24 protein-coding genes and 1 riboswitch are annotated in these 24170 nt (G+C 41.6%); of the genes, 20 read left to right on the forward strand and 4 right to left on the reverse strand.

Annotated elements, in window-relative coordinates; all coding sequences use genetic code 11:
- Positions 1 to 127: 127 nt before the first annotated feature.
- Together ccdA2 and H7T92_RS08990 are read left to right on the forward strand one after the other, a co-directional pair.
- Positions 128 to 835: a thiol-disulfide oxidoreductase-associated membrane protein CcdA2 gene (gene ccdA2, locus H7T92_RS08985; RefSeq protein WP_150906038.1), complete on the forward strand. Its 708-nt coding sequence runs from the start codon at positions 128 to 130 to the stop codon at positions 833 to 835.
- Between the two features lie 24 nt (positions 836 to 859).
- Positions 860 to 1420, forward strand: coding sequence for a TlpA family protein disulfide reductase (locus H7T92_RS08990; protein WP_037599449.1), 561 nt, complete (start codon positions 860 to 862; stop codon positions 1418 to 1420).
- 37 nt (positions 1421 to 1457) lie between these two features.
- Here H7T92_RS08990 and H7T92_RS08995 read toward each other — a convergent pair whose 3' ends face one another.
- From H7T92_RS08995 to H7T92_RS09005, 3 genes are read right to left on the reverse strand one after another with little or no spacing between them, the layout of a single operon-like run.
- Positions 1458 to 2702 (reverse strand): NAD(P)H-dependent oxidoreductase, encoded by a 1245-nt coding sequence (locus H7T92_RS08995; protein WP_201037596.1) that lies wholly within the window; start codon positions 2700 to 2702, stop codon positions 1458 to 1460.
- Positions 2703 to 2720: 18 nt separating this feature from the next.
- Entirely contained in the window at positions 2721 to 3326 is a 606-nt protein-coding gene (locus tag H7T92_RS09000; RefSeq protein WP_023918073.1) for an NADPH-dependent FMN reductase, read from the reverse strand.
- 25 nt (positions 3327 to 3351) lie between these two features.
- Entirely contained in the window at positions 3352 to 4275 is a 924-nt protein-coding gene (locus tag H7T92_RS09005; protein WP_023918075.1) for an FAD:protein FMN transferase, read from the reverse strand.
- A gap of 224 nt (positions 4276 to 4499) precedes the next feature.
- Between H7T92_RS09005 and nox the strand changes: the two genes are divergently transcribed.
- The 16 genes from nox to ilvD all read left to right on the forward strand — a co-directional run bounded on the left by nox (position 4500) and on the right by ilvD (position 22730).
- Positions 4500 to 5876 (forward strand): H2O-forming NADH oxidase, encoded by a 1377-nt coding sequence (gene nox / locus H7T92_RS09010; protein ID WP_003001563.1) that lies wholly within the window; start codon positions 4500 to 4502, stop codon positions 5874 to 5876.
- A gap of 360 nt (positions 5877 to 6236) precedes the next feature.
- The gene (locus H7T92_RS09015; protein WP_201037597.1) at positions 6237 to 7781 is read left to right on the forward strand and encodes a ClC family H(+)/Cl(-) exchange transporter; all 1545 of its coding nucleotides are present in this window, start codon (positions 6237 to 6239) and stop codon (positions 7779 to 7781) included.
- A 110-nt stretch (positions 7782 to 7891) separates the two neighbouring features.
- Positions 7892 to 8764: an iron uptake system protein EfeO gene (efeO, locus tag H7T92_RS09020; RefSeq protein WP_118398255.1), complete on the forward strand. Its 873-nt coding sequence runs from the start codon at positions 7892 to 7894 to the stop codon at positions 8762 to 8764.
- Positions 8765 to 8769: 5 nt separating this feature from the next.
- The gene (gene efeB, locus H7T92_RS09025) at positions 8770 to 9975 is read left to right on the forward strand and encodes an iron uptake transporter deferrochelatase/peroxidase subunit (RefSeq protein ID WP_201037598.1); all 1206 of its coding nucleotides are present in this window, start codon (positions 8770 to 8772) and stop codon (positions 9973 to 9975) included.
- Positions 9953 to 11638 (forward strand): FTR1 family iron permease, encoded by a 1686-nt coding sequence (locus H7T92_RS09030; RefSeq protein ID WP_201037599.1) that lies wholly within the window; start codon positions 9953 to 9955, stop codon positions 11636 to 11638. Before efeB ends, H7T92_RS09030 begins: the two co-directional genes overlap by 23 nt.
- Positions 11625 to 12344: a twin-arginine translocase subunit TatC gene (tatC, locus tag H7T92_RS09035; RefSeq protein WP_201037600.1), complete on the forward strand. Its 720-nt coding sequence runs from the start codon at positions 11625 to 11627 to the stop codon at positions 12342 to 12344. The genes H7T92_RS09030 and tatC overlap by 14 nt, the downstream gene beginning before the upstream one ends.
- Complete coding sequence (locus H7T92_RS09040) at positions 12344 to 12541, forward strand: Sec-independent protein translocase subunit TatA/TatB (protein WP_023918087.1); 198 nt, start codon at positions 12344 to 12346, stop codon at positions 12539 to 12541. Before tatC ends, H7T92_RS09040 begins: the two co-directional genes overlap by 1 nt.
- Before the next feature lie 713 nt (positions 12542 to 13254).
- Positions 13255 to 13872, forward strand: coding sequence for an SAP domain-containing protein (locus H7T92_RS09045; protein WP_023918090.1), 618 nt, complete (start codon positions 13255 to 13257; stop codon positions 13870 to 13872).
- 314 nt (positions 13873 to 14186) lie between these two features.
- Positions 14187 to 14723 (forward strand): hypothetical protein, encoded by a 537-nt coding sequence (locus H7T92_RS09050; protein ID WP_023918092.1) that lies wholly within the window; start codon positions 14187 to 14189, stop codon positions 14721 to 14723.
- A 150-nt stretch (positions 14724 to 14873) separates the two neighbouring features.
- Positions 14874 to 15470: a hypothetical protein gene (locus H7T92_RS09055; protein ID WP_023918094.1), complete on the forward strand. Its 597-nt coding sequence runs from the start codon at positions 14874 to 14876 to the stop codon at positions 15468 to 15470.
- A gap of 42 nt (positions 15471 to 15512) precedes the next feature.
- Entirely contained in the window at positions 15513 to 16238 is a 726-nt protein-coding gene (locus H7T92_RS09060; protein WP_201037601.1) for an alpha/beta fold hydrolase, read from the forward strand.
- Positions 16239 to 16420: 182 nt separating this feature from the next.
- On the forward strand, positions 16421 to 17404 hold the full coding sequence (gene guaC / locus H7T92_RS09065) for a GMP reductase (RefSeq protein ID WP_021153179.1): 984 nt from the start codon (positions 16421 to 16423) through the stop codon (positions 17402 to 17404).
- A riboswitch (purine riboswitch) is annotated at positions 17394 to 17489 on the forward strand. Its footprint overlaps the gene before it by 11 nt.
- A 90-nt stretch (positions 17490 to 17579) precedes the next feature.
- The gene (locus tag H7T92_RS09070) at positions 17580 to 18161 is read left to right on the forward strand and encodes a xanthine phosphoribosyltransferase (RefSeq protein ID WP_049522975.1); all 582 of its coding nucleotides are present in this window, start codon (positions 17580 to 17582) and stop codon (positions 18159 to 18161) included.
- Entirely contained in the window at positions 18161 to 19423 is a 1263-nt protein-coding gene (locus H7T92_RS09075) for a nucleobase:cation symporter-2 family protein (protein WP_155171814.1), read from the forward strand. The genes H7T92_RS09070 and H7T92_RS09075 overlap by 1 nt, the downstream gene beginning before the upstream one ends.
- A gap of 117 nt (positions 19424 to 19540) precedes the next feature.
- Complete coding sequence (locus H7T92_RS09080; protein ID WP_201037602.1) at positions 19541 to 20884, forward strand: MATE family efflux transporter; 1344 nt, start codon at positions 19541 to 19543, stop codon at positions 20882 to 20884.
- A 127-nt stretch (positions 20885 to 21011) separates the two neighbouring features.
- Entirely contained in the window at positions 21012 to 22730 is a 1719-nt protein-coding gene (gene ilvD / locus H7T92_RS09085; RefSeq protein WP_201037616.1) for a dihydroxy-acid dehydratase, read from the forward strand.
- Between the two features lie 59 nt (positions 22731 to 22789).
- Here ilvD and H7T92_RS09090 read toward each other — a convergent pair whose 3' ends face one another.
- Positions 22790 to 22972 (reverse strand): 4-oxalocrotonate tautomerase, encoded by a 183-nt coding sequence (locus H7T92_RS09090; protein WP_001117401.1) that lies wholly within the window; start codon positions 22970 to 22972, stop codon positions 22790 to 22792.
- Positions 22973 to 23086: 114 nt separating this feature from the next.
- Here H7T92_RS09090 and H7T92_RS09095 point away from each other — a divergent pair, with 114 nt between their 5' ends.
- Both H7T92_RS09095 and H7T92_RS09100 read left to right on the forward strand, forming a co-directional pair.
- Positions 23087 to 23671: a thymidine kinase gene (locus H7T92_RS09095; RefSeq protein WP_003001444.1), complete on the forward strand. Its 585-nt coding sequence runs from the start codon at positions 23087 to 23089 to the stop codon at positions 23669 to 23671.
- A 21-nt stretch (positions 23672 to 23692) separates the two neighbouring features.
- Positions 23693 to 24166, forward strand: coding sequence for a GNAT family N-acetyltransferase (locus H7T92_RS09100; RefSeq protein WP_201037603.1), 474 nt, complete (start codon positions 23693 to 23695; stop codon positions 24164 to 24166).
- The last annotated feature ends 4 nt before the right edge of the window (positions 24167 to 24170 follow it).

Genomic DNA, 24170 nt, shown 5'->3' on the forward strand with positions numbered 1-24170 from the left:
GCTTTAGAGTTTTTCTTTTGAAACTAGTATCTAAATCCAAACTTTAGTAAAAAAACGTAGCAGAAATTTTTATTTTTTGTCAGTCAATGTTATACTGAATGTAGCATATCAATATACGGAGTGAACTATGAATCCAATCATTTTTTCATTGACAGTTTTTCTTGCGGGTATTCTGTCTTTCTTTTCTCCCTGTGTCTTTCCTTTGCTACCTGTTTATATTGGAATCTTGCTAGGAAGTGATCAGGAAAAGGCTATCCAATTGTTCGGGAAAAAAATTCGCTGGCATGGCTTGCTGAAAACCCTATGTTTTATTGCTGGTATTTCTGTTATTTTCCTCCTCATTGGTTTTGGAGCGGGCTTGCTTGGAAAGATCATGTACACCAATTGGTTCCGTTATCTGATGGGAGCCCTCATCATTATCCTTGGTCTTCATCAGATGGAAGTCTTTCACTTTCATTTCCTTGAGAAGCAAAAAACAATGGATTTTGGAGCCAACAAACAGAAGAATGAGTTGTTTTCAGCTTTTCTCCTTGGTCTTGGCTTTAGTTTTGGTTGGACGCCTTGTATCGGCCCTGTATTGGGATCAGTTCTTGCTCTAGCAGCATCGGATGGGCAAGATGCTCTTATGGGAGCTATTTATCTCCTTGTTTATACCTTGGGAATGGCTCTTCCGTTTTTACTCTTGGCCTTAGCATCTAGTCTGGTCCTACCTTACTTTAATCGTCTCAAACCCCATTTGTTATTGCTGAAGAAAATCGGCGGAGCCATCATTATTCTGATGGGAATTCTCTTACTTTTGGGACAATTGAACAGTTTGTCATCTATCTTTTCATAAAATAATCCGGAGGTTTAACGCATGATGAAAGGTTTTAAATACGCTTGTTTCTCAGTCCTCTCTTTAGCTTTGCTGTCAGCTTGTTCCATGAATCAATCCAGTGAGAGTAGTATGGACAATCAGCCAACAATGAATACAACAACGAATAAGAATGCTTTGGTAGGAAAAGACGCTAGTGACTTTGAACTAAAGGATATGAAGGGGAATACGGTTAAACTTTCAGACTACAAAGGGAAGAAGGTTTATTTGAAATTTTGGGCAACCTGGTGTGGTCCTTGCCGGAAAAGTATGCCTGAATTAGAGAAATTGGTCAAGGATACGGATAGAGACTTTGAAATTTTGACCATTATGGCACCGGGACTCCAAGGTGAAAAAACAGAAGAAGAATTCGTTAAATGGTTTGATCAACAAGATTACAAGTCCGTACCGGTCTTGTACAATCCAGACGGTTCTGCATTTGCAGATTATCAGGTTCGCTCTATTCCTACAGAAGTCTTTATAGACAGTCATGGGAAAATTGGACATGTCCAATTAGGGGCTATTTCAAACGACGATGCTAAGAAGATTATCAAAGAGTTACAATAAAAAAATGAAGCACGAAGCTTCATTTTTTTATTGTTTCTTAGTTGCTTGCACCAGAAGTGGCATCGGCATCTCCGTGCCCTCCGTCACCATGTCCTCCAGCATCAGAAGCACCAGAAGTTGCATCTGCACTACCGTGTCCACCAGCAGGAGCAAATGGACCGCTTCCACCAACTAGACGTTGACCTGTTGTTTGCAGGTACCAGTCCAACCATGGTTTGAAGTTGAAGACAATCTCATTGATACCAGCGTAAGAACCATCTTCATAGTACATAGCTTGGTAGTTGTGAGTGTTAATCACGCCTTCAGGAGAACCTGGAACAATGGTCCGAACATAGTCTTGGTTACCGTTACGAAGGGTACCAATCACCCATTCTACGTTTTTCATACGTGCTGGTGGTAGGGAACCATGAACGGTTGACATCCGGCTTCCTGATTGAGGTGGCACGCGTTTGGCAAACATGGTATCAGGATCTTGATGGGCATTGTTGTAGTAGAGGAATTGGTTGTTATCATCGGCATAGGTCAATTCAAATGGCATAGCCTTTAAGAACATATCAATTTGGTTAACGGTTAGGATACCGTGGTCGAGTTTGACATAGGTATCGCCGGAAACGGCACCAGTGATTTCAGCTACTTTTTCTACCCAATCTGGATCGTCAGGATCGACTTCAGTAACAGTTGTAGCGATTGGATGATTACAATCCAAGTCTTCTGGTTCAATTGGTTTTGGTTTTTTCAATTTAGATACAACCTCAACGTATTTCATAAAATTATCCAAGCAGGTTTCAAGGAATTTGACGGTTCCCTCGTTAATGATATTGCCGTCTTCGTCAAAAGCTTCTTTGGCTTTTCCAAGAAGGAATTCATTTCCTGGAAGGGTATAAGCATTGACACCTGGGGCATCGAGGATCTTACGGAGGTGAACTTGCGCACGTGAAGTCCCTTGATCATAGTAAGAAGCACCGACGATCATAACCGGTTTGTTTTCAAATGGATGCACCTCGAAAGAGAGCCATTCAAGAACAGACTTGAGAGCAGCAAAGATCGTATGGTTGTGCTCTGGAGTGGCAATGATAACACCATCTGCACGAGTGATTTTGTTATATAAAAGACGCAATTGGAAACTTTCGTCCCATTTTTCATCTTGGTTAAACATTGGAACTTCGTCGATTTCAAGAACTTCCAATTCAAATTTGATTTTAAATTGGCGGCGAATGAATTCCAAAAGTTTACGGTTATATGATTGATCGTAGTTTGAGCCTACAAGTCCAACAAATTTCATTCTTTTCTGTCTCCTATCTTACAAGTTTTCCCAGTCAAATTCTTCAGCATCTTTGCGAAGTAATTCTTGGGCGTTGCGCAATTTGTCTGTAATTTTTACAAACACACGGAAATCATTGAAGACCGCATCTAATTTTTGAATGACATCTAAATCCACCAAGTCTCCATTTTGATCAAAGGCTTGCAATGAATGAGAGAGCAAGAATTCATCTGGCAAGACATTCGCTTTAATTTCAGGAGCATTTAAGATTTGGCGAAGTTGGAGTTGGGCGCGTGAAGATCCCAACGTACCGTATGATGCCCCAGTAATCATGACCGGTTTGTTCAACAATGGGAAGACTCCGTATGAGAGCCAAGCGAGTGCACTCATCAAGACTGCTGGAATAGAGTGGTCGTATTCTGGAGTTCCAATAATGACCCCATCAGCTTCTTCAATTTTTGCAACAATATCTAAGACAGCTTCAGGAACTTGTTTGTCGGCTGGTTTGTTAAAGACAGGGATATCTTTAATTTCGACCAATTCGATCTCAGCCTTATCAGCAAAATGTTTTTGCATGTATTGAAGCAGTTGACGGTTTGTAGAACGTTTGGAGTTAGTCCCCACAATCGCAATAAGTTTTATCATGGAAAATTCCTTTCTGATAGGAGAATTATAAATAAGATTGAAGCCCACTTGTATAGGCGATCTTGCCTGATTGAGAAACCAATAAGGTATCTATACCAGGAAGTGATTCAACAGTGTTGAGGATAGAAGCAGGAGATTCCCCGAACAAGCGGGTAGTCCATATCTCCCCGTCTACGGATCGATCAGATATGATGGTGATACTGGCTAAGTCTGTCTCGACCGGATAGCCCGTCGCGCTATCAAAGATGTGGTGAAACGACTGGCCGTCCACTTCTAAATGACGCTCGTAGATGCCAGAGGTGACAATAGATTTATCCTTGACAGAGAGGACCAGTAGGTGCTGACCTCTTTTTTCGACTGGATTTTGAATGCCAATCCGCCAAGGTTGCTGTTTGACGGGATGTTGACCGACAGTGAGGATATTTCCTCCAAGATCGATCAAGGCATCTGTTACTCCCTGGCTCTTTAAAAAGGTCGCAATGCAGTCTGCACTATAGCCCTTAGCCAAGGCACCTAAATCGATCTTCATTCCAGGACGCATAAGAAAGACCGTATGGTTTTCTGGGTCGAGCTGAATTCGGTGAGGATCGATCATGGTCAGAGCTTGATTAATTTCCCCTTGCTGGGGACGTCTAGCATCTGAAAATCCAATTCGCCAGGTCTGTACAAGAGGACCAATGGCGATGTTTAAATGGCTGTTTTGAGCTTGACTATGCAAGGTTCCTAATGCAATCAGTTCAAAAAGATCTGGATGAACTTGGACAGGAGCAATACCAGCTTGGTAATTGACCTCCATGAGTTCAGAACTTGCATCATTGGCACTGAAGCGATGTTCGTAGGAGCGAAGAAGTTCAAAGCAGCGGGCTAAGAGTTCATTCGCTTGTGGGTGACAGATCGAAACAGTGATGGTCGTTCCCATCAAACGTTCGGATCGACTACTTAGGTCCACTAAAAATCTATCCTTTCCTATTTTCACTTACTTACAGTATATCAAAAAGATATCGTTTTCACAATTATTTCAAGCATATTGTTTGACATTTTTTGAAACATGTGAAGTGGGATTTTCTTGAAAATTGAAAAAAAGATCACAAATTCTGAGCAAAATAATTGTAACCGATATCATTTTTATGATATACTCAAGAAGTAAATTAAATTAAAGGTAGGATTTATTCTATGAGTAAAATCGTTGTTGTAGGGGCTAACCATGCCGGAACAGCTTGTATCAACACTATGTTAGATAATTTCGGAAATGAAAATGAAATTGTAGTTTTTGACCAAAACTCAAACATTTCATTCCTTGGATGTGGGATGGCGCTTTGGATCGGTGAACAAATCGATGGTCCTGAAGGTCTTTTCTACTCTGACAAAGAAAAATTGGAAGCAAAAGGTGCAAAAGTCTACATGAATTCACCTGTTCTTTCAATTGACTATGACAACAAAGTGGTTACAGCGGAAGTTGATGGAAAAGAACATAAAGAATCTTACGAAAAATTGATCTTTGCGACTGGATCAACACCAATCATTCCTCCAATTAAAGGAGTTGAAATCGTACCTGGTAACCGCGAATTCAAAGCAACTCTTGAAAATCTTCAATTCGTTAAATTGTACCAAAACGCTGAAGAAGTGATCGAAAAATTGAAAGACAACAGCAAACACTTGAATCGTATCGCCGTAGTTGGTGGTGGTTACATCGGTGTTGAACTTGCTGAAGCTTTCGAACGTCTTGGTAAAGATGTTGTCTTGGTGGATATCGTGGACACTGTCTTGAATGGATACTACGACAAAGACTTCACTGACATCATGGCGAAAAACTTGGAAGACCACAACATCCGTTTGGCACTTGGACAAACTGTTCAAGCGGTTGAAGGAGATGGTAAGGTAGAACGCCTTGTAACCGATAAAGAAACCTTTGATGTAGATATGGTTATCTTAGCTGTTGGTTTCCGTCCAAATACAGCTCTTGCTGATGGTAAGATCGAACTCTTCCGCAACGGTGCCTTCCTTGTTGATAAGAAACAAGAAACGTCACTTCCAGGTGTCTACGCTGTTGGTGACTGTGCGACGATTTTTGATAACGCTCGTAACGAAATGAGCTACATCGCTCTTGCGTCTAATGCGGTTCGTTCAGGTATTGTTGGTGCCTACAATGCGACTGGTCATGAATTAGAAGGAATCGGTGTTCAAGGTTCTAACGGTATCTCTATCTATGGCCTTCACATGGTTTCAACTGGTTTGACTCTTGAAAAAGCGAAAGCTGCAGGCTTCAATGCCACTGAAACTGGCTTCAACGACCTTCAAAAACCTGAATTTATCAAACACGATAACTATGAGGTTGGTATCAAGATCGTCTACGATAAAGACACTCGTCAAATCCTTGGAGCTCAAATGGTATCACGTGATAGCGCTATCTCAATGGCTATTCACATGTTCTCACTTGCGATTCAAGAACACGTGACGATTGATAAGTTGGCTTTGACGGACTTGTTCTTCTTGCCACACTTCAACAAACCTTACAACTACATCACAATGGCAGCTTTAACTGCTGAATAATAGCTAAAGTTCTATTAAAAACTTTCCTTAGGTGAGTACGGACGTCAGCGAACTTCTACGAAGTTCCATGACTAATTATTGAGCCTAAGGTCTCAATAATTCCGAGTGCCTGAAACTGTATTGTTTCAGGCACTTTTCTCACAGCGGAAAGTTTTGACTTTTCTTTATTCATTCCATAATAATAGAACATATTTATATTTCTTTGTAGAATTTCTTAACTTAATTTACTTGATAAAATGGTTTGTCTACATTCTAAACAAAACTAACAAGGGTGGTTTTGTTTTTTTCTGTCTTTCCATGTATTCAGAGGCAGTGAAATAAGGTATAATGAATAGGATAAGAGTTTGAAGGAGTTAGGGAATGTCTGCTAAAGAAGAAGCCTTAAAAAAGGAATTTCATTTTGCCTCTAGTTCAATTGTGGCCCATATTGTCAGAGGTGTTCTGGTTGGGATCGTTGTGGGCTGCATCGTCTCAAGTTTTCGTTTTTTGATCGAACATATTTTTCATTTTGTTCAAGGCGTTTACAAGGAGATGTCTGGTCAACCACTTTATTTGCTGGCGATGCTGTTGGGGTATGGGGTGATCGTACTGATTGCTGGCCGACTTATTCGCACCAATCGGGATATCAAAGGATCAGGAATTCCGCAAGTCGAAGCAGAGCTTAAGGGCCTATTGGCGGTAAGCTGGTGGGATACCTTGTGGAAGAAGTATATTCTAGGTGTCTTGGCCATCGGAAGTGGCTTGATGCTTGGTCGTGAAGGTCCTAGTATTCAATTAGGGGCAATGGGTGGAAAAGGAGTGGCCCATCATTTGAAGGTCAGTCCGGTTGAGGAGCGGTCTTTGATTGCAAGTGGGGCTGCCGCTGGTCTTGCCGCTGCCTTTAATGCACCTATAGCGGGGCTCTTATTTGTGGTTGAAGAGGTCTACCATCATTTTTCACGTTTCTTTTGGATTTCAACCTTGGCTGCTAGTTTGACTGCTAATTTTATTTCACTCAATGTCTTTGGTCAAACACCAGTGCTTCATATGCCACAAAATATTCCACCACTTCATCTGTCTCAGTACTGGATTTATCTATTTCTTGGAGTCTTTTTAGGGGCAGCGGGTTATGTCTACGAAATAGTGGTGCTCAATATCGGTCGCCTGTATCGTTTGCTAGAGAAGATTTTCCATGTTCCTTCTCATTATTCTTCTTTATTCGCCTTTGTCTTGATTCTTCCAATCGGCTATTTTCTTCCCCAAATTCTTGGTGGTGGGAACCAATTAGTCTTGGATTTAGCTCGAGTACCGTATCCAGTGCTGACCATCCTTCTCTATTTTGTGATCCGTTTCATCTGGAGTATGTTAAGCTATGGTAGTGGTTTGCCGGGAGGAATCTTCCTGCCCATACTAGCATTAGGATCACTTTTAGGGGCCATCGTTGGAACTATCCTTCAAAACATTGGCTTTATCTCTCAAAATCAGCTGCCTCTCTTCATTATTTTAGGAATGAGTGGGTATTTTGGGGCTATTTCAAAAGCACCTTTAACAGCGATGATCTTGGTAACAGAGATGGTCGGTGATATTCGCAGTTTAATGCCCCTAGGCATGGTGACCTTGCTGGCTTATATGATTATGGATCTCTTCCATGGAGCGCCAGTCTATGAAGCCATGCTCGAGCAATTGTTGCCGGATAAGGCGCAAGAAGAAGGAGAGTTGACTTTGATTGAGATCCCTGTATCAGAAAAGATTGCTGGAAAGCAAGTTCATGAACTGCACCTCCCTCAAGATATCTTAATTACCACGCAAATGCGAAGCGGGAAGAGTTATACGGTCAATGGTGCAACCCGCTTGTATCTTGGAGATAGCATCTTTGTAGTGGTTAAAGAATCCGAAATTGGACGGGTCAAGGATATTCTTTTGTAAAAGACAGATTCTCAGAAATGTTTTCCTATTATTAAATTTTCAGACAATTATTGAAAAATGAGAAAATATCTGGTAAAATAGGGCCAAGAACAAATGAGGAGAAGTCTTTCATGAAAAAATATAGTCTACTCTTATTGAGTGTTGCTCTTTTAGCAGGGTGTGCAAATACTACTAGCAAACAGTCGAGTCAAAAGACGCAAACCAGCTCAACGGTGCAGTTGTCAAAGGCTGACCAGAAGACCTTGGACAATGCGACAGCTGAATACAAAGACTTTGTTGAAATGCAAATTGACCAATTGCTCAAGGATACAGAAGGATTCCGAGCTACGTTAAAAGATGGGAATTTGGAAGAAGCCAAAAAGCAATATCCCTTGATCCGTATGGCCTATGAACGTTCCGAACCGATTGCTGAAACCTTCGGAGAATCAGATGTCAAGATCGACTACCGTTTGGTGGATTATGTGGATGAAAATAAATCAGAAGATGGCTGGTCAGGTTTCCACCGGATTGAGCGTATCCTTTGGGAAAACAATACCACAGATGGAACAGACAAATACGCTGACCAACTGGTGAACGATATCAAGGAGTTGAAAGCTAAAATTGCTACAGTAGAAGTCACACCGGATATCATGTTGACCGGAGCTGTCGATTTGCTCAATGAAGTGGCAACGCAAAAGATTACAGGTGAAGAAGAAGTCTTCTCTCATACAGATCTTTACGACTTCCGTGCCAATATTGAAGGGGCTGAAAAGATCTTCTCTCTCTTTAAACCTTTGATTGAGAAAAAAGATGCCAAATTGGTTAAAACCTTGGAAGCAGAGTTCAAGAATGTTAATGCTTTATTGGACAAACACATGACAGATGATTCAAACTATAAGTCTTACACAGACTTATCCAAGGAAGATACCAAGGAATTGGCAGAAGCTGTGACCAAACTTGGTGAACCTTTGTCTCAAATGGGTGTGATTTTAGATGGGAAATAAGAAACATGGCTGACGAAAAATTTTTAGATAAAAAAATGGACCGTCGTGAATTTCTTAAAAAAGCAGGTATTGGAGGGGCTGGTCTAGCGCTAGGTCTCTCTGGTGCATCTGCTTTTTTCGCTAATCAAGACAGTTCCAGCAAAAAAGCTTATGATGGGGATGAAGACGTCTCCTTTTATGGCAAGCACCAAGCAGGGATTACGACGCCCATGCAGAAGGCTTGCTACTTGGTTGTATTAGATCTTCACACGACGGACAAAAAAGAAGTCATCCAACTCTTTAAAGACTGGACTGATTATAGTAGTAAATTAGTCGAAGGAGAATTGGTCAAAAAAGATGGTTCCAATGCCCTCTTGCCTCCAACAGATACAGGTGAAACAGTGGGACTCAACCCCTATCGCTTGAGCCTGACTTTTGGGGTTTCGGCCTCCTTTCTAAAGAAACTGGGCTTGGAGTCCAAACGTCCGAAACTCTTTCGTGATTTGCCCCCATTTCCAAAGGAGCAGTTGCAGGACAAATATACAGGTGGCGATATCGTCATTCAGGCCTGTGCAGACGATGAGCAAGTAGCCTTTCATGCGGTGCGAAATCTGATTCGTAAGGGTCGCAATACCATTACCATGAAGTGGAGCAAATCAGGTTTTGCGGCCATTGGTGACCGAAAAGAAACACCCCGCAACCTCTTTGGTTTCAAGGATGGAACGGCAAATGTCACGACGGAGAAGGACTTTGACAAGGTCGTCTGGACTGACAGCAAGGATTGGATGAAGGGTGGTTCCTATATGGCTCTTCGCTTAGTGCAAATGCACTTGGAAACTTGGGACCGAACGAATTTGCAGGAGCAGGAAAATACCTTTGGTCGCTACAAGGAGTCCGGTGCTCCCTTTGGTAAAACCAACGAATTTGATGAAGTAGATTTATCTAAACTACCAGTAGATTCACATGTCCGTTTGGCCAAAGAAGTGGATCGACCAATTTTACGGCGGTCTTATTCTTATTCAGATGGTATCAATGAACAGACTGGGCAATTTGATGCCGGCTTGATCTTTATAGCCTTTCAAAAGGATCCGAACAGCTTTGTCAAAATCCAAACCAACTTGGGCGCAGTCGATAAAATGAACGAGTACATCACCCATATCGGAAGTGGACTCTTTGCTTGCTTTGCAGGCGTTGAGAAAGGAGGGTATCTTGGTCAAGCACTCTTTGAATAAACTCTTGATCTTGTTCGGCCTTCTTGCCTTGTTCTGCACTCATCCAGTAGCTGCGGAGTCTTATAGCGATCTCTTTATCAAGATCACAGATGCAACAACCGCTATAGAAAATAAGGACCAGAAAAAGGCCAAGGAATTGATTGCTGAAATTCAGGCTGATTTTGAATCCAAAGACCACCATGATTCCAAAGCAGGGAAAAAAGTTAGCCAAGCCTTAGATATAAAAGGGGAGGTAAGAAAAGAGGATCTCACCAAGATCTCATCAGCCTTGCTCGCTTTTGAAAAAGAGCAAAATCCGGTCGATTTAGAGGCGGAAAAAGACAAACTCGTGAGTCGCCTCGCTCCTTACTTTAAGAACCTACAAGAGGCCATTACGGCTAAGGATCTGGATGAAACTCGTCAAACCTATGCCGATCTCAATAATACCTGGACGCGAAACGAAGCGGTGGTCAGAGATCACAGCACAGCCTACTATGGTAAAATCGAGACGGCCATTTCGCTTTTGCGCAGTAGTATTGAAACAGAGCCTACCGATTTTACCAACATCCAGTCCTCTTATGATGACCTCAAAAATGGGATTGATGCCTTTGTAAAAGGAGAAGCCATTAGCAATGCCAGTACGGATTTGACGTTGAACGATGGGATCAAGCTTTTGGAGAAGGCGCAAAGCCAATTCCAATCCGGCGACGATAAGTCTGCTGCAGCGACTATGAAGCAGTTTATCACCATCTGGCCAACTATCGAAGGGGATGTCAGCACGACCAATCCCAGTCTCTACACGCGCGTAGAGAGCGAATCCCCGGTCATTATGGTCAAGGGGAAAGAGAAGGCCTATCAAGAGAAATTACAAGGATTGATCAGAGACCTGTCTGCGATCGATACGACAGCTTCTTACAACGCCTTTGATGCCATGTTGATTCTTTTGCGTGAAGGAGTAGAAGCCCTTCTGATCGTCATGGCACTTGTGACGACCCTTAAGGCTGCTAAGATGAGGAAAGGCCTTAAATGGGTTTACGGTGGAGCTATTGCGGGTGTTCTTGCCAGTGCAGCGATTGCTCTTGTTTTGCAAGTAGCATTTCCAGCCGTTACTTCGGGGTCTAATCGGGAAATCATTGAAGGTGGCGTTGGGATTTTCGCTGTGGTCATGATGATTCTCATCGGAATTTGGCTCCACAGCAAGTCCTCTGTCAAACAGTGGAATGCCTTTATGGAACGTAAAATGAAGACAGTGACGGCTACTGGAAGCTTTGTGTCGATGTTTGCTCTCAGTTTCTTAGCAGTCTTTCGTGAAGGGGCTGAGACTATTCTCTTTTATGTTGGGATCATTCCGCGGATTACAACCGCGAATTTCTTACTGGGAATAGGGTTTGCCATAGCCGTTCTCATCATCATTGCATTGGCCATGACCAAGGCCAGTCAAGCTATCCAACCTCATCGAATCTTTTTCATTCTGACGTGGTTGATTTACGCTTTGGCCTTCAAGATGCTCGGTGTCAGCATTCACGCCCTGCAGTTGACCAATATCCTACCTAGCCATTTGGTCAATGGACTTCCAACCATCGATTGGGCGGGGATCTATCCAAGCTGGGAAGTTCTTCTTCCTCAAGGTATCTTTGTGGCCTTGATCGCACTCGTTACGGTGAGACAACATGGCAAAGAGTAGAGCAGATGAAATGACTATTGTTGAACATTTGGTCGAATTTCGAAAACGATTGATCGCAGTGGTCTTGTGCTATATTATCGTCTTCATCCTAGCATTTGTATTTGGAGGAGAAACCTATCAAGCCTTGACGGCTAGCCTGCATCAAAAACTGCTGGTACTGGGACCGAATGATATTCTCTGGATCTATGTATCGCTGGCCAATCTCACATCCTTTAGCCTGACCTTGCCCTTTATTGTCTACCAGATTTGGCAATTTGTAAGGCCGGCTTTGAGGGAGAAGGAGGCGCGTGCAGTCTTTGCCTATATCCCAGCTAGCTTTATTTGCTTTGTACTGGGGCTTGCATTTGGTTATTTCTTTGTCAGTCCAGCTATTTTAGAGGTCCTGATGCGATTGGGAGAAGGGCTGTTTGATACCCAATTAACAGCACAAAATTATCTAACCTTCTTATGGCACACTACCTTGCCTTTAGGGGTCTTGTTCGAGTTACCAGTTTTGGTCGCTTTTCTGACCTCGATTGGTCTCTTGACACCACAGTTTTTAATAACCTACCGACGTTATGCTTACTTTGTTCTGCTGGTCTTAGCCGTCGTGCTAACCCCTGCAGACTTTATCAGTGACTTGGCCATGACACTCCCTTTGATCCTCTTATTTGAAGTCAGTGTCGCCTTCAGTAAAGTCATCTATTCAAGAAAAAGGAGAAACTAATGGGAATTTTACGTGATATTGGAGCACCAGGTTTGATCATCATCATCCTGGGCGCCCTCTTGATTTTTGGACCAAAACGCCTGCCTGAGTTGGGCCAGTCCATCGGCAAAATGTTTGCTGAATTTAAGACAGCTGTCAATAAAGGCAGTGAAGAAGCAGATCAAGACGCCAAAGAAGCTAAAGAAGAAAAAGAATAATCAGACAATTTTCAAAATTCTATTGAGTTCGATTGCATAAAAAGGTATAATAAGACAAGTACTTGCAATCGACGAAGGAGGAAACCATGATTATTACGATTTTGTCACTCATTTTCTATTTTAGCTATATCGGATTCTTATGCTGGTTGGTCGTAAAAATTGTCGAAAAATTGTTCAATTTCTTGTTGAACCGTTAATGAAGAAACAATCCATTTCACCCCGAGTGAGTGGATTTTTTGTGTCCAATTCAGTTAGAAAGATTCAAACAAAGAGGTTTTAACGGTCTCAGATTGAAGATAAAGTCATATAAAAAACTTTCCTTAAGTGAGTACGGACGTCAGCGAACTTATTAGAAGTTCCATGACTAAATCAAAATACAAAGGGCGTCTGCGGATAAAGTCAAAAGAGGAAATTAGAAAGCAAGTGAAACAACACAACAAAACCATCGTTTTACTGACTGTTTTGTTTATTGCTATGCTTTCCATTTAAATGTTTTTATATCTTTCAACTTCTAGTATTTCTTGTTACTAGTGATGGACTATATCGTTTGTTTTTCTTATTTATTTTATAAGAATGTTAAGCTTAATAGAAATACAGTAATTACAAGATTGTAATATATTCTGTTATAGCTTTATGTGGCATGGGTATAAATTGATATGACTTTTATTATCTATGGTATAATGAGATAAATTTGGAGTTGTAGAGGCGAGCATTTGGAAGAACATAGACCTGATTTTAGAGATATAAAATCATTTGAAGAATTTAACAGATACTACTGGTATCGAGAAGAGCTTTCACAAATTTGTAAGTACCTTGGATTAGAATACAGATGTACAAAAAAAGAATTAAATCATATTATAGAACAATATTTTAGGGGAAATAGAGTAGAAAAAGTTTTGAGGAAAAGAAACAAAAATCAAACCGAAATAATAACCCTAAATACATCATTACTTGAATGTGGGTTTTCCTTTAATCAGAAATTTCGGGATTATTTTTCAGCTGTAACAGGTGTTAATCCGTTTAAGTTTAATGCTGATATGGCAACTGCTTGGAGAAAAGTAAAACGGGACAACAACATAAATTTTACAATCCAAGATATGATTAAAATATACTATGGAGAGTCAGACTACGCCAAGTATGATAATTCAGCTTGCCAATGGAATCAATTTCTAAAAGACTTTTGTGCCGATGAATTTAGCAATCATTACTCCAACAAGTTAAAAGTTGCGGCTATCCTTTGGAATGAAGTTAGAGATTCAAAAAATAAAAAAATTTATTCACGGGGACTTCTAAAAGAATATAGCTACAAAATAGAGGAGTACTGTAAGTAAACAACTTCAAGTTTGTCGAACGGAATATAAAGTATTAAAGACGATAGCACTCTGTTTTTGCAGAGTGCTTTTTTGTTTTATAGAATATAAGAGAATGTGGGATACTTGCTTTCTCTGCTAGATGATCGAGCAGAGAAAGATTTATTAGATATGACATCAGTCAGCTAAACCCTTTTAGCTGGCTTTTTTGTTAGCGACTCGGTCATTAACTTGCTTGTCAAAATATAATTCGGTATCATAGATATATAATGTTTGGTAAGTAAGTCCTATTGTCAGTTCGGAACAAGTAGATAGGAGAAGGGGAGAAAAAACTAGTGAATAAAGACCAATTGATAGAGAAACCAGAAATAAATATTGTTGGGGTTATTGCAAATCATCAGTTTAACTGGTATATTTGTTCAAACGAAATGTGGACAATGGATATCGATAAATATATTCAGGCATACCAGGAAGCAGGTCTGGATGTTGATTTCTCCTATTTACCTGAGATTCAGCAGAATCTTCATGTGATTACAAAAAGCAATCTTGAGAGCTACTTAGAAATGTATAAAGATGATTGGCTGAAGGTGACGGTTGAAGAATTGATCTCAATGATCAAACGTTCAATGGAAGAGGAGAACTTGAATTCAGAGATTATTCTGGAAGGAAAAGCCTTGCTTCCGGATCTTTTCATCGATTTTGATAAAGAAGAATTTTATTCAAACCATCTGGGGATGAAAAACTACGAAAGATATGTGCCAAACGGATGGAAGTTTTTTTCAGGACGTTTTGATCATTTGATCCCCAAAGAGGAGCAATATTGGATTGAAGAGACCAAGAAAACTGAAGGAACTAGTCTTCTATTCATATAAAAATAATACAGTTTAAAAGTATTTCATGAGACTGTGAAATGCTTTAAAATTTCGCCACATTTCAAATCTTTATATTCCGTTTCGTTAGGAATAGCGATGGAAAGCCAACCAAATATGCTATACTGAAGTAGATAGAAGGAGGAGCGACTGATGAGCAGAAAGTGGGTAAAGATCATTGCTATTTTAATTTTCATCCTATCCGGTAGTTACTTTGTCTACAATAAACTAACGAAGCCGAATCTTGGACCGAAAACAACAAAGCTCTATAAGCATGGTTTTCTTTTGCTAGAAGAACAAATCGGAACCTACATCAAAGAACACTATACTGGGATTGAGAAGATTGAGTTCTCCCCAATATACGTTACTGAAGAAGGGTCAACATTCTCAAATGCCTATGTGCGTCCGACGATCTATGACAAGTATGGAAATAAAGCTACTCTGGGAGATAAAATAAAGAAATTTATTCCATTAAGTTATGGATTGATTTCAGACATTGTTCTTGATTTTGATGGAGGTGGCAATGAAGTCATTGAGTTACTGGACTCAAATGGCAAACCTGTAGACGTTTCAAATGAGGAGCATTTGCCTAAGAGAGCTATACTCACAGAGGCAAGTAGTACAGATGAAAATATTGAATTATTAGTAGAAGATGGTCAGTTAATAGGAGTCGTAAAGGATGATAAAGGAAGCCCTGGTGCAGAAATTGTTTATAATACGGAACTCCATAAAGGAGACGCGAGAGAGTAGCGCTAACCAATGAAATAGAATGAAAAAGAAAGGACAAAACACATGCAGTATTATTTTATCGGTGGCCTAGGTGGTAATAGCTACCATCTGGCTCCACTAATGGATGAGCTAGGCTTTCCTGTGACCTTTCTAGATCCCTATAGGGAAATGATTCAGACAGAAAACGATCTTCGTGATTGGTTCCAAGGTCGGGTTGGCCAGGCTGAAGAGATCTGCTTATTTGGGCATTCCTTGGGTGGAGATTTGGCTCGTTATCTGGCTACTGAGTTTCCTCAGATCCAGGCTTTGATTCTCCTGGATGGTGGCTATCTGGATATGGAAAAGATCTTATCTCTTGAAGAAGAACTAAATGACACATCATCCTTCATGCAGCAGCAAGTTTTTGCGACTTTAGAAGAGGCTGTGTTATCAGAACTTGGTGATGGAGCAGATCCTACTCCTATAGCGCGAAAAGCAGTAGAGGCTAGCTATCGTTGGAATCCAGTGAGTGAACAATATGAATTAAATCTGGATCTCGAAAAGGTCATGGCCTTATTGCGTCTACGGCGTCAGATCAAAGCTAACCAGATTTCAGTTGCAGACAAGCCTGTCCTATTTATCGGGCCTCGATACCAAGAAGAGCCTGAATGGAGAAAAGAAGCTCTGAAGCAACTAGATCCCCAGATCGAGCAAGTCTTGCTAGATGGTTTGGGGCACGAACTGTATACAGAGGCGCCTGAAATTGTAGCTAGAGAAGTGAACAATTGGCTCCAAAATGTTCATAAATAAAACCTGTTTCTCTTTTTGAAACGGGTTTTTGTCTTGTAATTTCCGAACGTTATTTCCTATAAAATCATTCCCATTGCATTAGGTCCGTATCTTTGGTATAATCTATCAAGGAAACGTCAAGAGACGTAGCGATGCGCTTGCGCATAGGTAGGTCAGTTTTTAGAAAAGAGATTTTTCAATCTATGTTAAATGAATTTCCTATTTTCGACTATGAAGATATTCAGTTGATTCCCAACAAATGTATCATCAATAGCCGGTCAGAAGCAGATACAACCGTCCAATTTGGAAAGCATACCTTCAAGCTTCCAGTCGTTCCTGCCAATATGCAGACGATTTTAGATGAGAATGTCGCAGAGCAGTTGGCGCGTGGTGGTTACTTCTACATCATGCACCGTTTTGATGAAGCGGGTCGGATTCCTTTTGTCAAACGCATGCATGATCAAGGTTTGATCGCTTCCATTTCGGTTGGTGTTAAGGAATACGAATACGACTTTGTGAGTCAATTAAAGGCAGATGCGCCTGAGTACATCACTATTGATATCGCACACGGTCATGCGGATAGTGTCATTCGGATGATTCAACACATCAAGAAAGAATTGCCAGATACCTTTGTCATTGCTGGAAATGTTGGAACACCTGAAGCTGTTCGTGAATTGGAAAATGCGGGAGCTGATGCGACTAAGGTCGGGATCGGCCCTGGTAAGGTTTGTATCACCAAAGTGAAGACTGGATTTGGTACAGGTGGTTGGCAATTGGCTGCTCTTCGCTGGTGCTCAAAAGCAGCGCGTAAGCCAATCATTGCGGATGGTGGTATTCGGACTCATGGTGATATTGCCAAATCGATTCGTTTCGGGGCATCTATGGTCATGATCGGTTCTCTCTTTGCAGGACATATTGAAAGTCCTGGTAAAACAGTAGAGATTGATGGAGAGTCTTTCAAAGAGTACTATGGATCTGCTTCAGAGTACCAAAAAGGTGCATATAAGAACGTCGAAGGTAAGAAGATTTTATTGCCTGCCAAGGGTCATTTGCAAGATACCTTGACAGAAATGGAACAAGATTTGCAAAGTTCGATCTCTTATGCAGGAGGCCGAAAATTAGCAGATTTGAAACATGTTGACTATGTGATCGTTAAGAATTCTATCTGGAATGGCGATGCACACTAATTGAATTACTTATTTATTTCACGAATAGGCGTGATGTTTCTACAAGGTGCCGGAACACCTAACAATAAGTAAGTCGGGATTATTTCTCTTTCTAGAGAGATTTCAAGGCTTGCTTAGCAGGCCTTTTTGTATTTTGTGAATGAAGTAGAGGATTTTTAAAAAAGTAGGAGGAAGTATGAAATTACTTGAAGAGCGCATCTTAAAAGATGGCAATGTTTTGGGTGAGAATATCCTCAAGGTGGATTCCTTTTTGACCCACCAAGTGGATTTCAAATTGATGAAAGAAATTGGTCAGACCTTTGCGGACCGGTTCAAAGATGCTGGCGTGACGAAAGTCGTAACCATTGAAGCGTCTGGAATTGCGCCAGCCCTTTATGTAGCTGAAGCCTTGGATGTTCCCATGATCTTTGCTAAGAAGGCGAAAAACATCACGATGAATGAAGGCATTTTGACGGCTGAGGTTTATTCCTTTACCAAGCAAGTGACCAGCACCGTTTCGATTGCGGGTAAATTCTTGGATCCATCAGATAAGATTTTGATCATTGACGATTTCCTTGCAAATGGCCAAGCAGCCAAAGGCTTGATTCAAATCATCGAACAAGCCGGGGCTCAAGTCGAAGCGATTGGGATCGTGATTGAAAAATCCTTCCAAGATGGACGGGGATTGTTAGAAGAGTTGGGATATCCAGTTGTATCCCTCGCACGTTTGGACCGTTTTGAAAATGGTCAGGTTGTATTTAAGGAGGCAGACATCTAATGCAAAAACAAGAAAGCCATTCACAGGCAGCCATTTTAGGCTTGCAACACCTTTTGGCCATGTATTCGGGATCTATTTTGGTACCGATCATGATCGCGGGAGCTTTGGGTTATAACGCTCATCAACTGACCTATCTCATCTCTACAGATATCTTCATGTGTGGGGTCGCAACTTTCCTTCAAGTGCAGCTCAATAAATACTTTGGGATCGGTCTTCCGGTAGTCCTGGGGGTTGCCTTCCAGTCTGTAGCACCTCTCAGCATGATCGGGGCTAGTCATGGAAGTGGGGCCATGTTTGGTGCCTTGATTGTCTCAGGGATTTATGTCATCCTTGTATCTGGTTTCTTCTCTAAGATTGCCAATCTCTTCCCATCTATTGTAACGGGATCTGTTATTACAACCATTGGTTTGACTTTGATTCCAGTAGCGATTGGAAATATGGGAAATAATGCGCCAAAACCAACCGTTCAAAGCTTGATTTTGGCTGTGGTGACCATTCTCATCATTTTAGTTGTTAATATCTATACGACTGGGTTTATTAAATCCATTTCAATTTTGATTGGTTTGATCGTAGGTACTGCTATTGCGGCTTCTATGGGCTTGGTTGACTTCACACCTGTGGCTCAAGCACCAGTCGTTCACGTTCCAACACCTTTCTTCTTTGGAGCTCCTAAGTTTGAAATCACCTCAATCGTCATGATGTGTATCATCGCGACAGTTTCTATGGTTGAATCAACAGGTGTCTATCTTGCACTTTCTGATATTACCAAAGATCCAATTAATAGCACGCGCCTTCGCAATGGTTACCGTGCTGAAGGGTTGGCTGTTCTCCTCGGTGGTATCTTCAACACCTTCCCTTACACCGGATTCTCACAAAACGTTGGCTTGGTGAAGTTGTCTGGTATCAAGACTCGTCTTCCAATCTACTATGCGGCTGGTTTCCTTGTTCTTCTTGGTCTCCTTCCTAAGTTTGGAGCTTTAGCACAAATCATTCCAAGTCCAGTTCTTGGGGGAGCGATGCTAGTGATGTTTGGTTTTGTATCGATTCAAGGGATGCAGATTCTTGCGCGTGTTGATTTTGAACACAATGAGCACAACTTCTTGATCGCTGCTGTATCGATTGCTGCAGGGGTTGGTTTGAACAACAGCACCCTCTTCAATGGCCTTCCAACAGGATTCCAAATGTTCTTTGCGAACGGAATTGTCGTTGCAAGTGTCTTAGCGATCGTTCTCAACGCTATTTTAAACCGCAATAAACACTAATTACAGATGCACCGGAGGTCCTTGGATCTTCGGTTTTTTTGACTTTTAAGGAAACATATAGTAGAGTGGAAGAGGAGAAAATCTTATTTCTTATTTGATGAGAAGAGAGTTAGAATCATGTATGTAACCTATCACTTTAAAGAGCGCTTGCGCTTGTTTTTGAGTCTATTTTTGCCGATTTTGATCTATCAATTGGCCAATTATTCGGCCAGCTTTGTCGATACAGCCATGACCGGTCAGTACCGGACCCTTGATTTGGCTGGTGTTTCTACAGCTACCAGTCTGTGGAATCCATTTTTTACTTTTCTGACAGGGATTGTCTCTGCGCTGACACCGATTGTTGGGCATCATTTAGGAAAGGGAAATAAAGAACGGATTGCTGGCGATTTTTACCAATTCCTCTATCTGTCATTTGGTATGGCCATTCTCTTAATAGGCTTTGTTTGGGGGATTGCACCCATGATTCTCAAGCAGATCGGCTTAGAAAATGTTGTTGCTCAAATAGCCATTCGCTACTTATATTTCCTTTCTCTAGGAATCTTACCTTTGTTGCTCTTTAGTATCGTGCGGACCTTCCTCGATACCTTGGGCATGACGCGTCTATCCATGTACTTGATGCTCTTGCTCTTGCCTTTGAATGCTTGTTTTAACTATATCCTGATCTATGGAGCATTTGGTTTTCCTGAGATGGGAGGAGCAGGAGCAGGTCTTGGAACCTCTCTGGCCTACTGGGTCTTGTTGGCCATTGCGGTTTTGATCTTGTGCAAACACCCCAAGGTAGCACCTTTCCAATTGTGGAAGCCTCAACCTTATGATTTTAAAGGGATGAAAGAAGTACTGCGCCTTGGGCTTCCAATTGGTGGAATTGTTTTTGCAGAAGTCATCATCTTCTCGCTGGTTGGTTTGTTAATGGCAAAATTCCCATCACTGACCATTGCGAGCCACCAATCGGCCATGAATTTTTCTACCCTGATGTATGCTTTCCCAGTTAGTATCTCCAGTACTATGGCGATTATCGTATCTTACGAACTGGGAGCAGGAAGACCAGAAGTGGTCAAACAATATTGCCGTTTGGGACGACTGACAGCCTTTGGTTTTGCCATTGTCACCCTCGTCTTTCTCTATACATTCCGCTTCCAACTAGCAGGACTATACGGGAAGGATCCAGTCTTTGTGCAGCAAACAGCGATTTTCATGACTTATAGTCTCTTTTTCCAAGTGGCTGATACTTTTGCAGCACCTCTACAAGGGATTTTGCGGGGCTATAAGGATACAACCGTTCCTTTCTTATTAGGTGTCTTTAGTTATTGGTGCATCTCTATCCCACTAGGGATTTTCCTTGACCATGTGACCAACTTGGGTCCATACGCTTATTGGATCGGCCTTATTTCTAGCCTTGTCGTGAGTGGAATTTGTTACCAACTTCGGCTCTGGCAGATCGAAAAAAAGCAAACAAACTAAAATGAAGTCTGGGAAACCAGACTTTTTTGTGTACCGTGAATATTATAAATTTTCTGAAAGTTCTTGACAATTGATGTCAAAGTGGTAAGATTAGGAGGTAGAAATGAAGAATAAGAAGGAGAACAAGATGAGAAGTGATATGATCAAAATGGGGATCGACCGAGCACCAGCGCGTGGTCTCCTTTATGCAACAGGGCAAGTAAAATCAGCCAAGGATATGCAAAAGCCCTTTATTGCCATTTGTAACTCCTATATTGATATCGTTCCAGGACATGTTCACCTGCGTGAATTAGCAGATGTTGCCAAGGAAGCTATTCGCGAGGCTGGTGGGATTCCTTTTGAATTTAATACCATCGGTGTCGATGACGGGATTGCGATGGGCCATATCGGGATGCGTTATAGTTTGCCATCTCGCGAGTTGATCGCAGATGCTGCTGAAACAGTCATCAATGCCCACTGGTTTGATGGTGTTTTCTATATTCCCAACTGTGATAAGATTACACCAGGTATGATCTTGGCAGCCATGCGGACCAATGTGCCTGCCGTATTTTGTTCTGGTGGACCCATGAAGGGTGGCGTTGACATGACGGGGCATCAGGCGACTCTCTCGAGTTTGTTTGAAGCTGTCGGTACTTATCAAGCTGGTGATATGGGCATGGATGAACTGGATTTCTTGGAAAAAAATGCCTGTCCAACCTGTGGCTCTTGCTCTGGTATGTTTACTGCCAATTCCATGAACTGTTTGATGGAAGTATTAGGCCTTGCTCTTCCTGGAAATGGTACCATCCTAGCTGTCTCAGATGAACGCCGGGAATTGGTTCGCCAAGCGGCCAAACAATTGGTAGAGAATATTAAAAAAGGTATCCGCCCACGGGATATCGTGACCAAAGAAGCCATCGATGATGCTTTTGCGCTCGATATGGCCATGGGTGGTTCAACCAATACGGTGCTTCACACGCTCGCTATTGCGCGTGAAGCAGGGATTGACTATGATCTCAAAGATATCAACGAGATTGCTAAGAAGACACCTTATCTTTCTAAAATTGCCCCTTCAAGTGTTTATACTATGCATGATGTGCATGAAGCTGGTGGTGTTCCAGCCATTATCAATCAGTTGATCAAAAAAGGTGCCATTAAGGGTGATCGTATCACAGTTACTGGTAAAACCTTGAAAGAAAACGTAGCTGGTGCTGAAATCAAAAATGAAGAAATTATCCATCCAATCGAGCATCCGATTTCACCTGTAGGTGGTTTGTCGATCCTTTACGGAAATATCGCTCAGGATGGAGCTGTTATCAAGGTCGGTGGGGTCGATCCATCTGTGACTACTTTCCGTGGTAAGGCTATTTGTTGCGATTCACAAGATCAAGCCCTTGAGTTGATTGACAATGGAACAGTCAAGAAGGGACATGTTGTTGTCATTCGTTACGAGGGTCCTCAGGGTGGTCCTGGTATGCCAGAGATGCTAGCGCCAACTTCTAAGATTGTCGGACGCGGTCTTGGTAAGGATGTGGCACTGATTACGGATGGTCGTTTCTCAGGAGCTACTCGTGGGATTGCGATTGGTCACGTTTCTCCAGAAGCAGCAGAAGGTGGAAATATCGCCCTAATCGAAGACGGGGATGAAATCGTGATCGACCTACCAAACCGTACCCTTGATCTACTTGTCGATGATGCCACTCTTGCAGAACGTCGCAAACATTTGAAACCTTTCAAATCAAAAATCTCCAGCGGTTGGTTGCGTCGCTATACAGCCTTTGCCAAATCAGCCAATGTCGGCGGAACCTTGATGAGTGACGAAGAATTCGAAGAACGGAAAGCAGAACGTCAAGCCCAAGAAAAATAAGAAAAAACCTTTCCTGCTATGTGATATCACAAGCAAGAAAGGTTTTTTTAGTAGAACCATTATTTGGTGCGCATTTCACCTTGAGGGAAGTAGGTTCCTTCAGGCATATCATTAATGATAACGTGAACAGCTGACTGAGGAGCGCCAGTATTGCGGACAACAGCTTCGGTTACTTCCTTGGCCAAGGCTTTCTTTTGTTCCAAGGTGCGTCCTTCAAATAGGTCAATTCGTACAAATGGCATATGGCCACCTCCTAAATTTTTTATAGGACTATTTTATCACATTTTGGGATACAAAGCTTAGCAAAATTATGGTAAAATGATAATGAAACACATTTTAGAGAGAACAGAGGGAAAATGGCACAATTATATTATAAATATGGGACCATGAACTCGGGGAAAACCATTGAGATTTTGAAGGTGGCCCATAATTATGAAGAGCAAGGCAAGAGCGTCGTCATCATGACCTCAGCAATCGACACCAGAGATGGAGTAGGAGTGGTTTCTAGCCGGATCGGTATGAAACGAGAAGCTGTTGCGATTGAAGACGATACGGATATCTTTGGCTTTATTAAAAACCAAGCAATCAAACCTTACTGTGTTTTAATCGATGAAGCTCAGTTTTTGAAACGCCACCATGTCTATGACTTGGCAAGAGTCGTGGATGAACTGGATGTGCCGGTGATGGCTTTTGGCCTCAAAAATGATTTCCGAAATGAACTCTTTGAAGGTTCCAAACACCTCCTCTTATTAGCTGACAAGATTGAAGAGATCAAAACTATCTGCCAATACTGTTCCCGCAAGGCGACTATGGTCTTGCGTACCCAAGCGGGCAAACCTGTCTACGACGGAGAGCAGATCCAGATTGGTGGACACGAGACCTATATCTCGGTTTGCCGCAAGCATTATTTTAATCCGGACATACCAACTGAAAGCGTCTAGAACGTTTTAGAGAGGATAATAATGTCTATTTGTTTAAAAGATATTACAATAGAGAATTATTTTGACGTTTTAAATCTAGAAGTTCATCCAAACCAAAGGGATTTTATTGCATCCAATTCCATTAGTTTAGCTGAAGCCTATGTATATGATAAAAATGGTGATTTTATAGCTCCCTTAGCAGTTTATGATAAGGAAGTATTAGTTGGTTTTGTTATGATTGCCTATGACCGGAAAATTGGGATCAGTAAGGGGAACTACTTGTTATTTCGTTTTATGATCGATAAACGATTTCAAGGTTTAGGCTATTTTAAACCGACTATGGATGCAGTCATTGACTTTGTTCGAACAGAGCCAGCTGGAAAAGCAACAAGTCTTTGGTTATCTTATGAACCGGAAAATAATCAAGCGAGATCTTGCTATCTCCATTATGGATTTAAAGAAACTGGCCAAGTCATAGAAGACGAAATTGTAGCAATCTATGATCTAACAACCTAGAATT

Source organism: Streptococcus parasanguinis, assembly GCF_016648855.1.
Taxonomy (GTDB): domain Bacteria; phylum Bacillota; class Bacilli; order Lactobacillales; family Streptococcaceae; genus Streptococcus; species Streptococcus parasanguinis_L.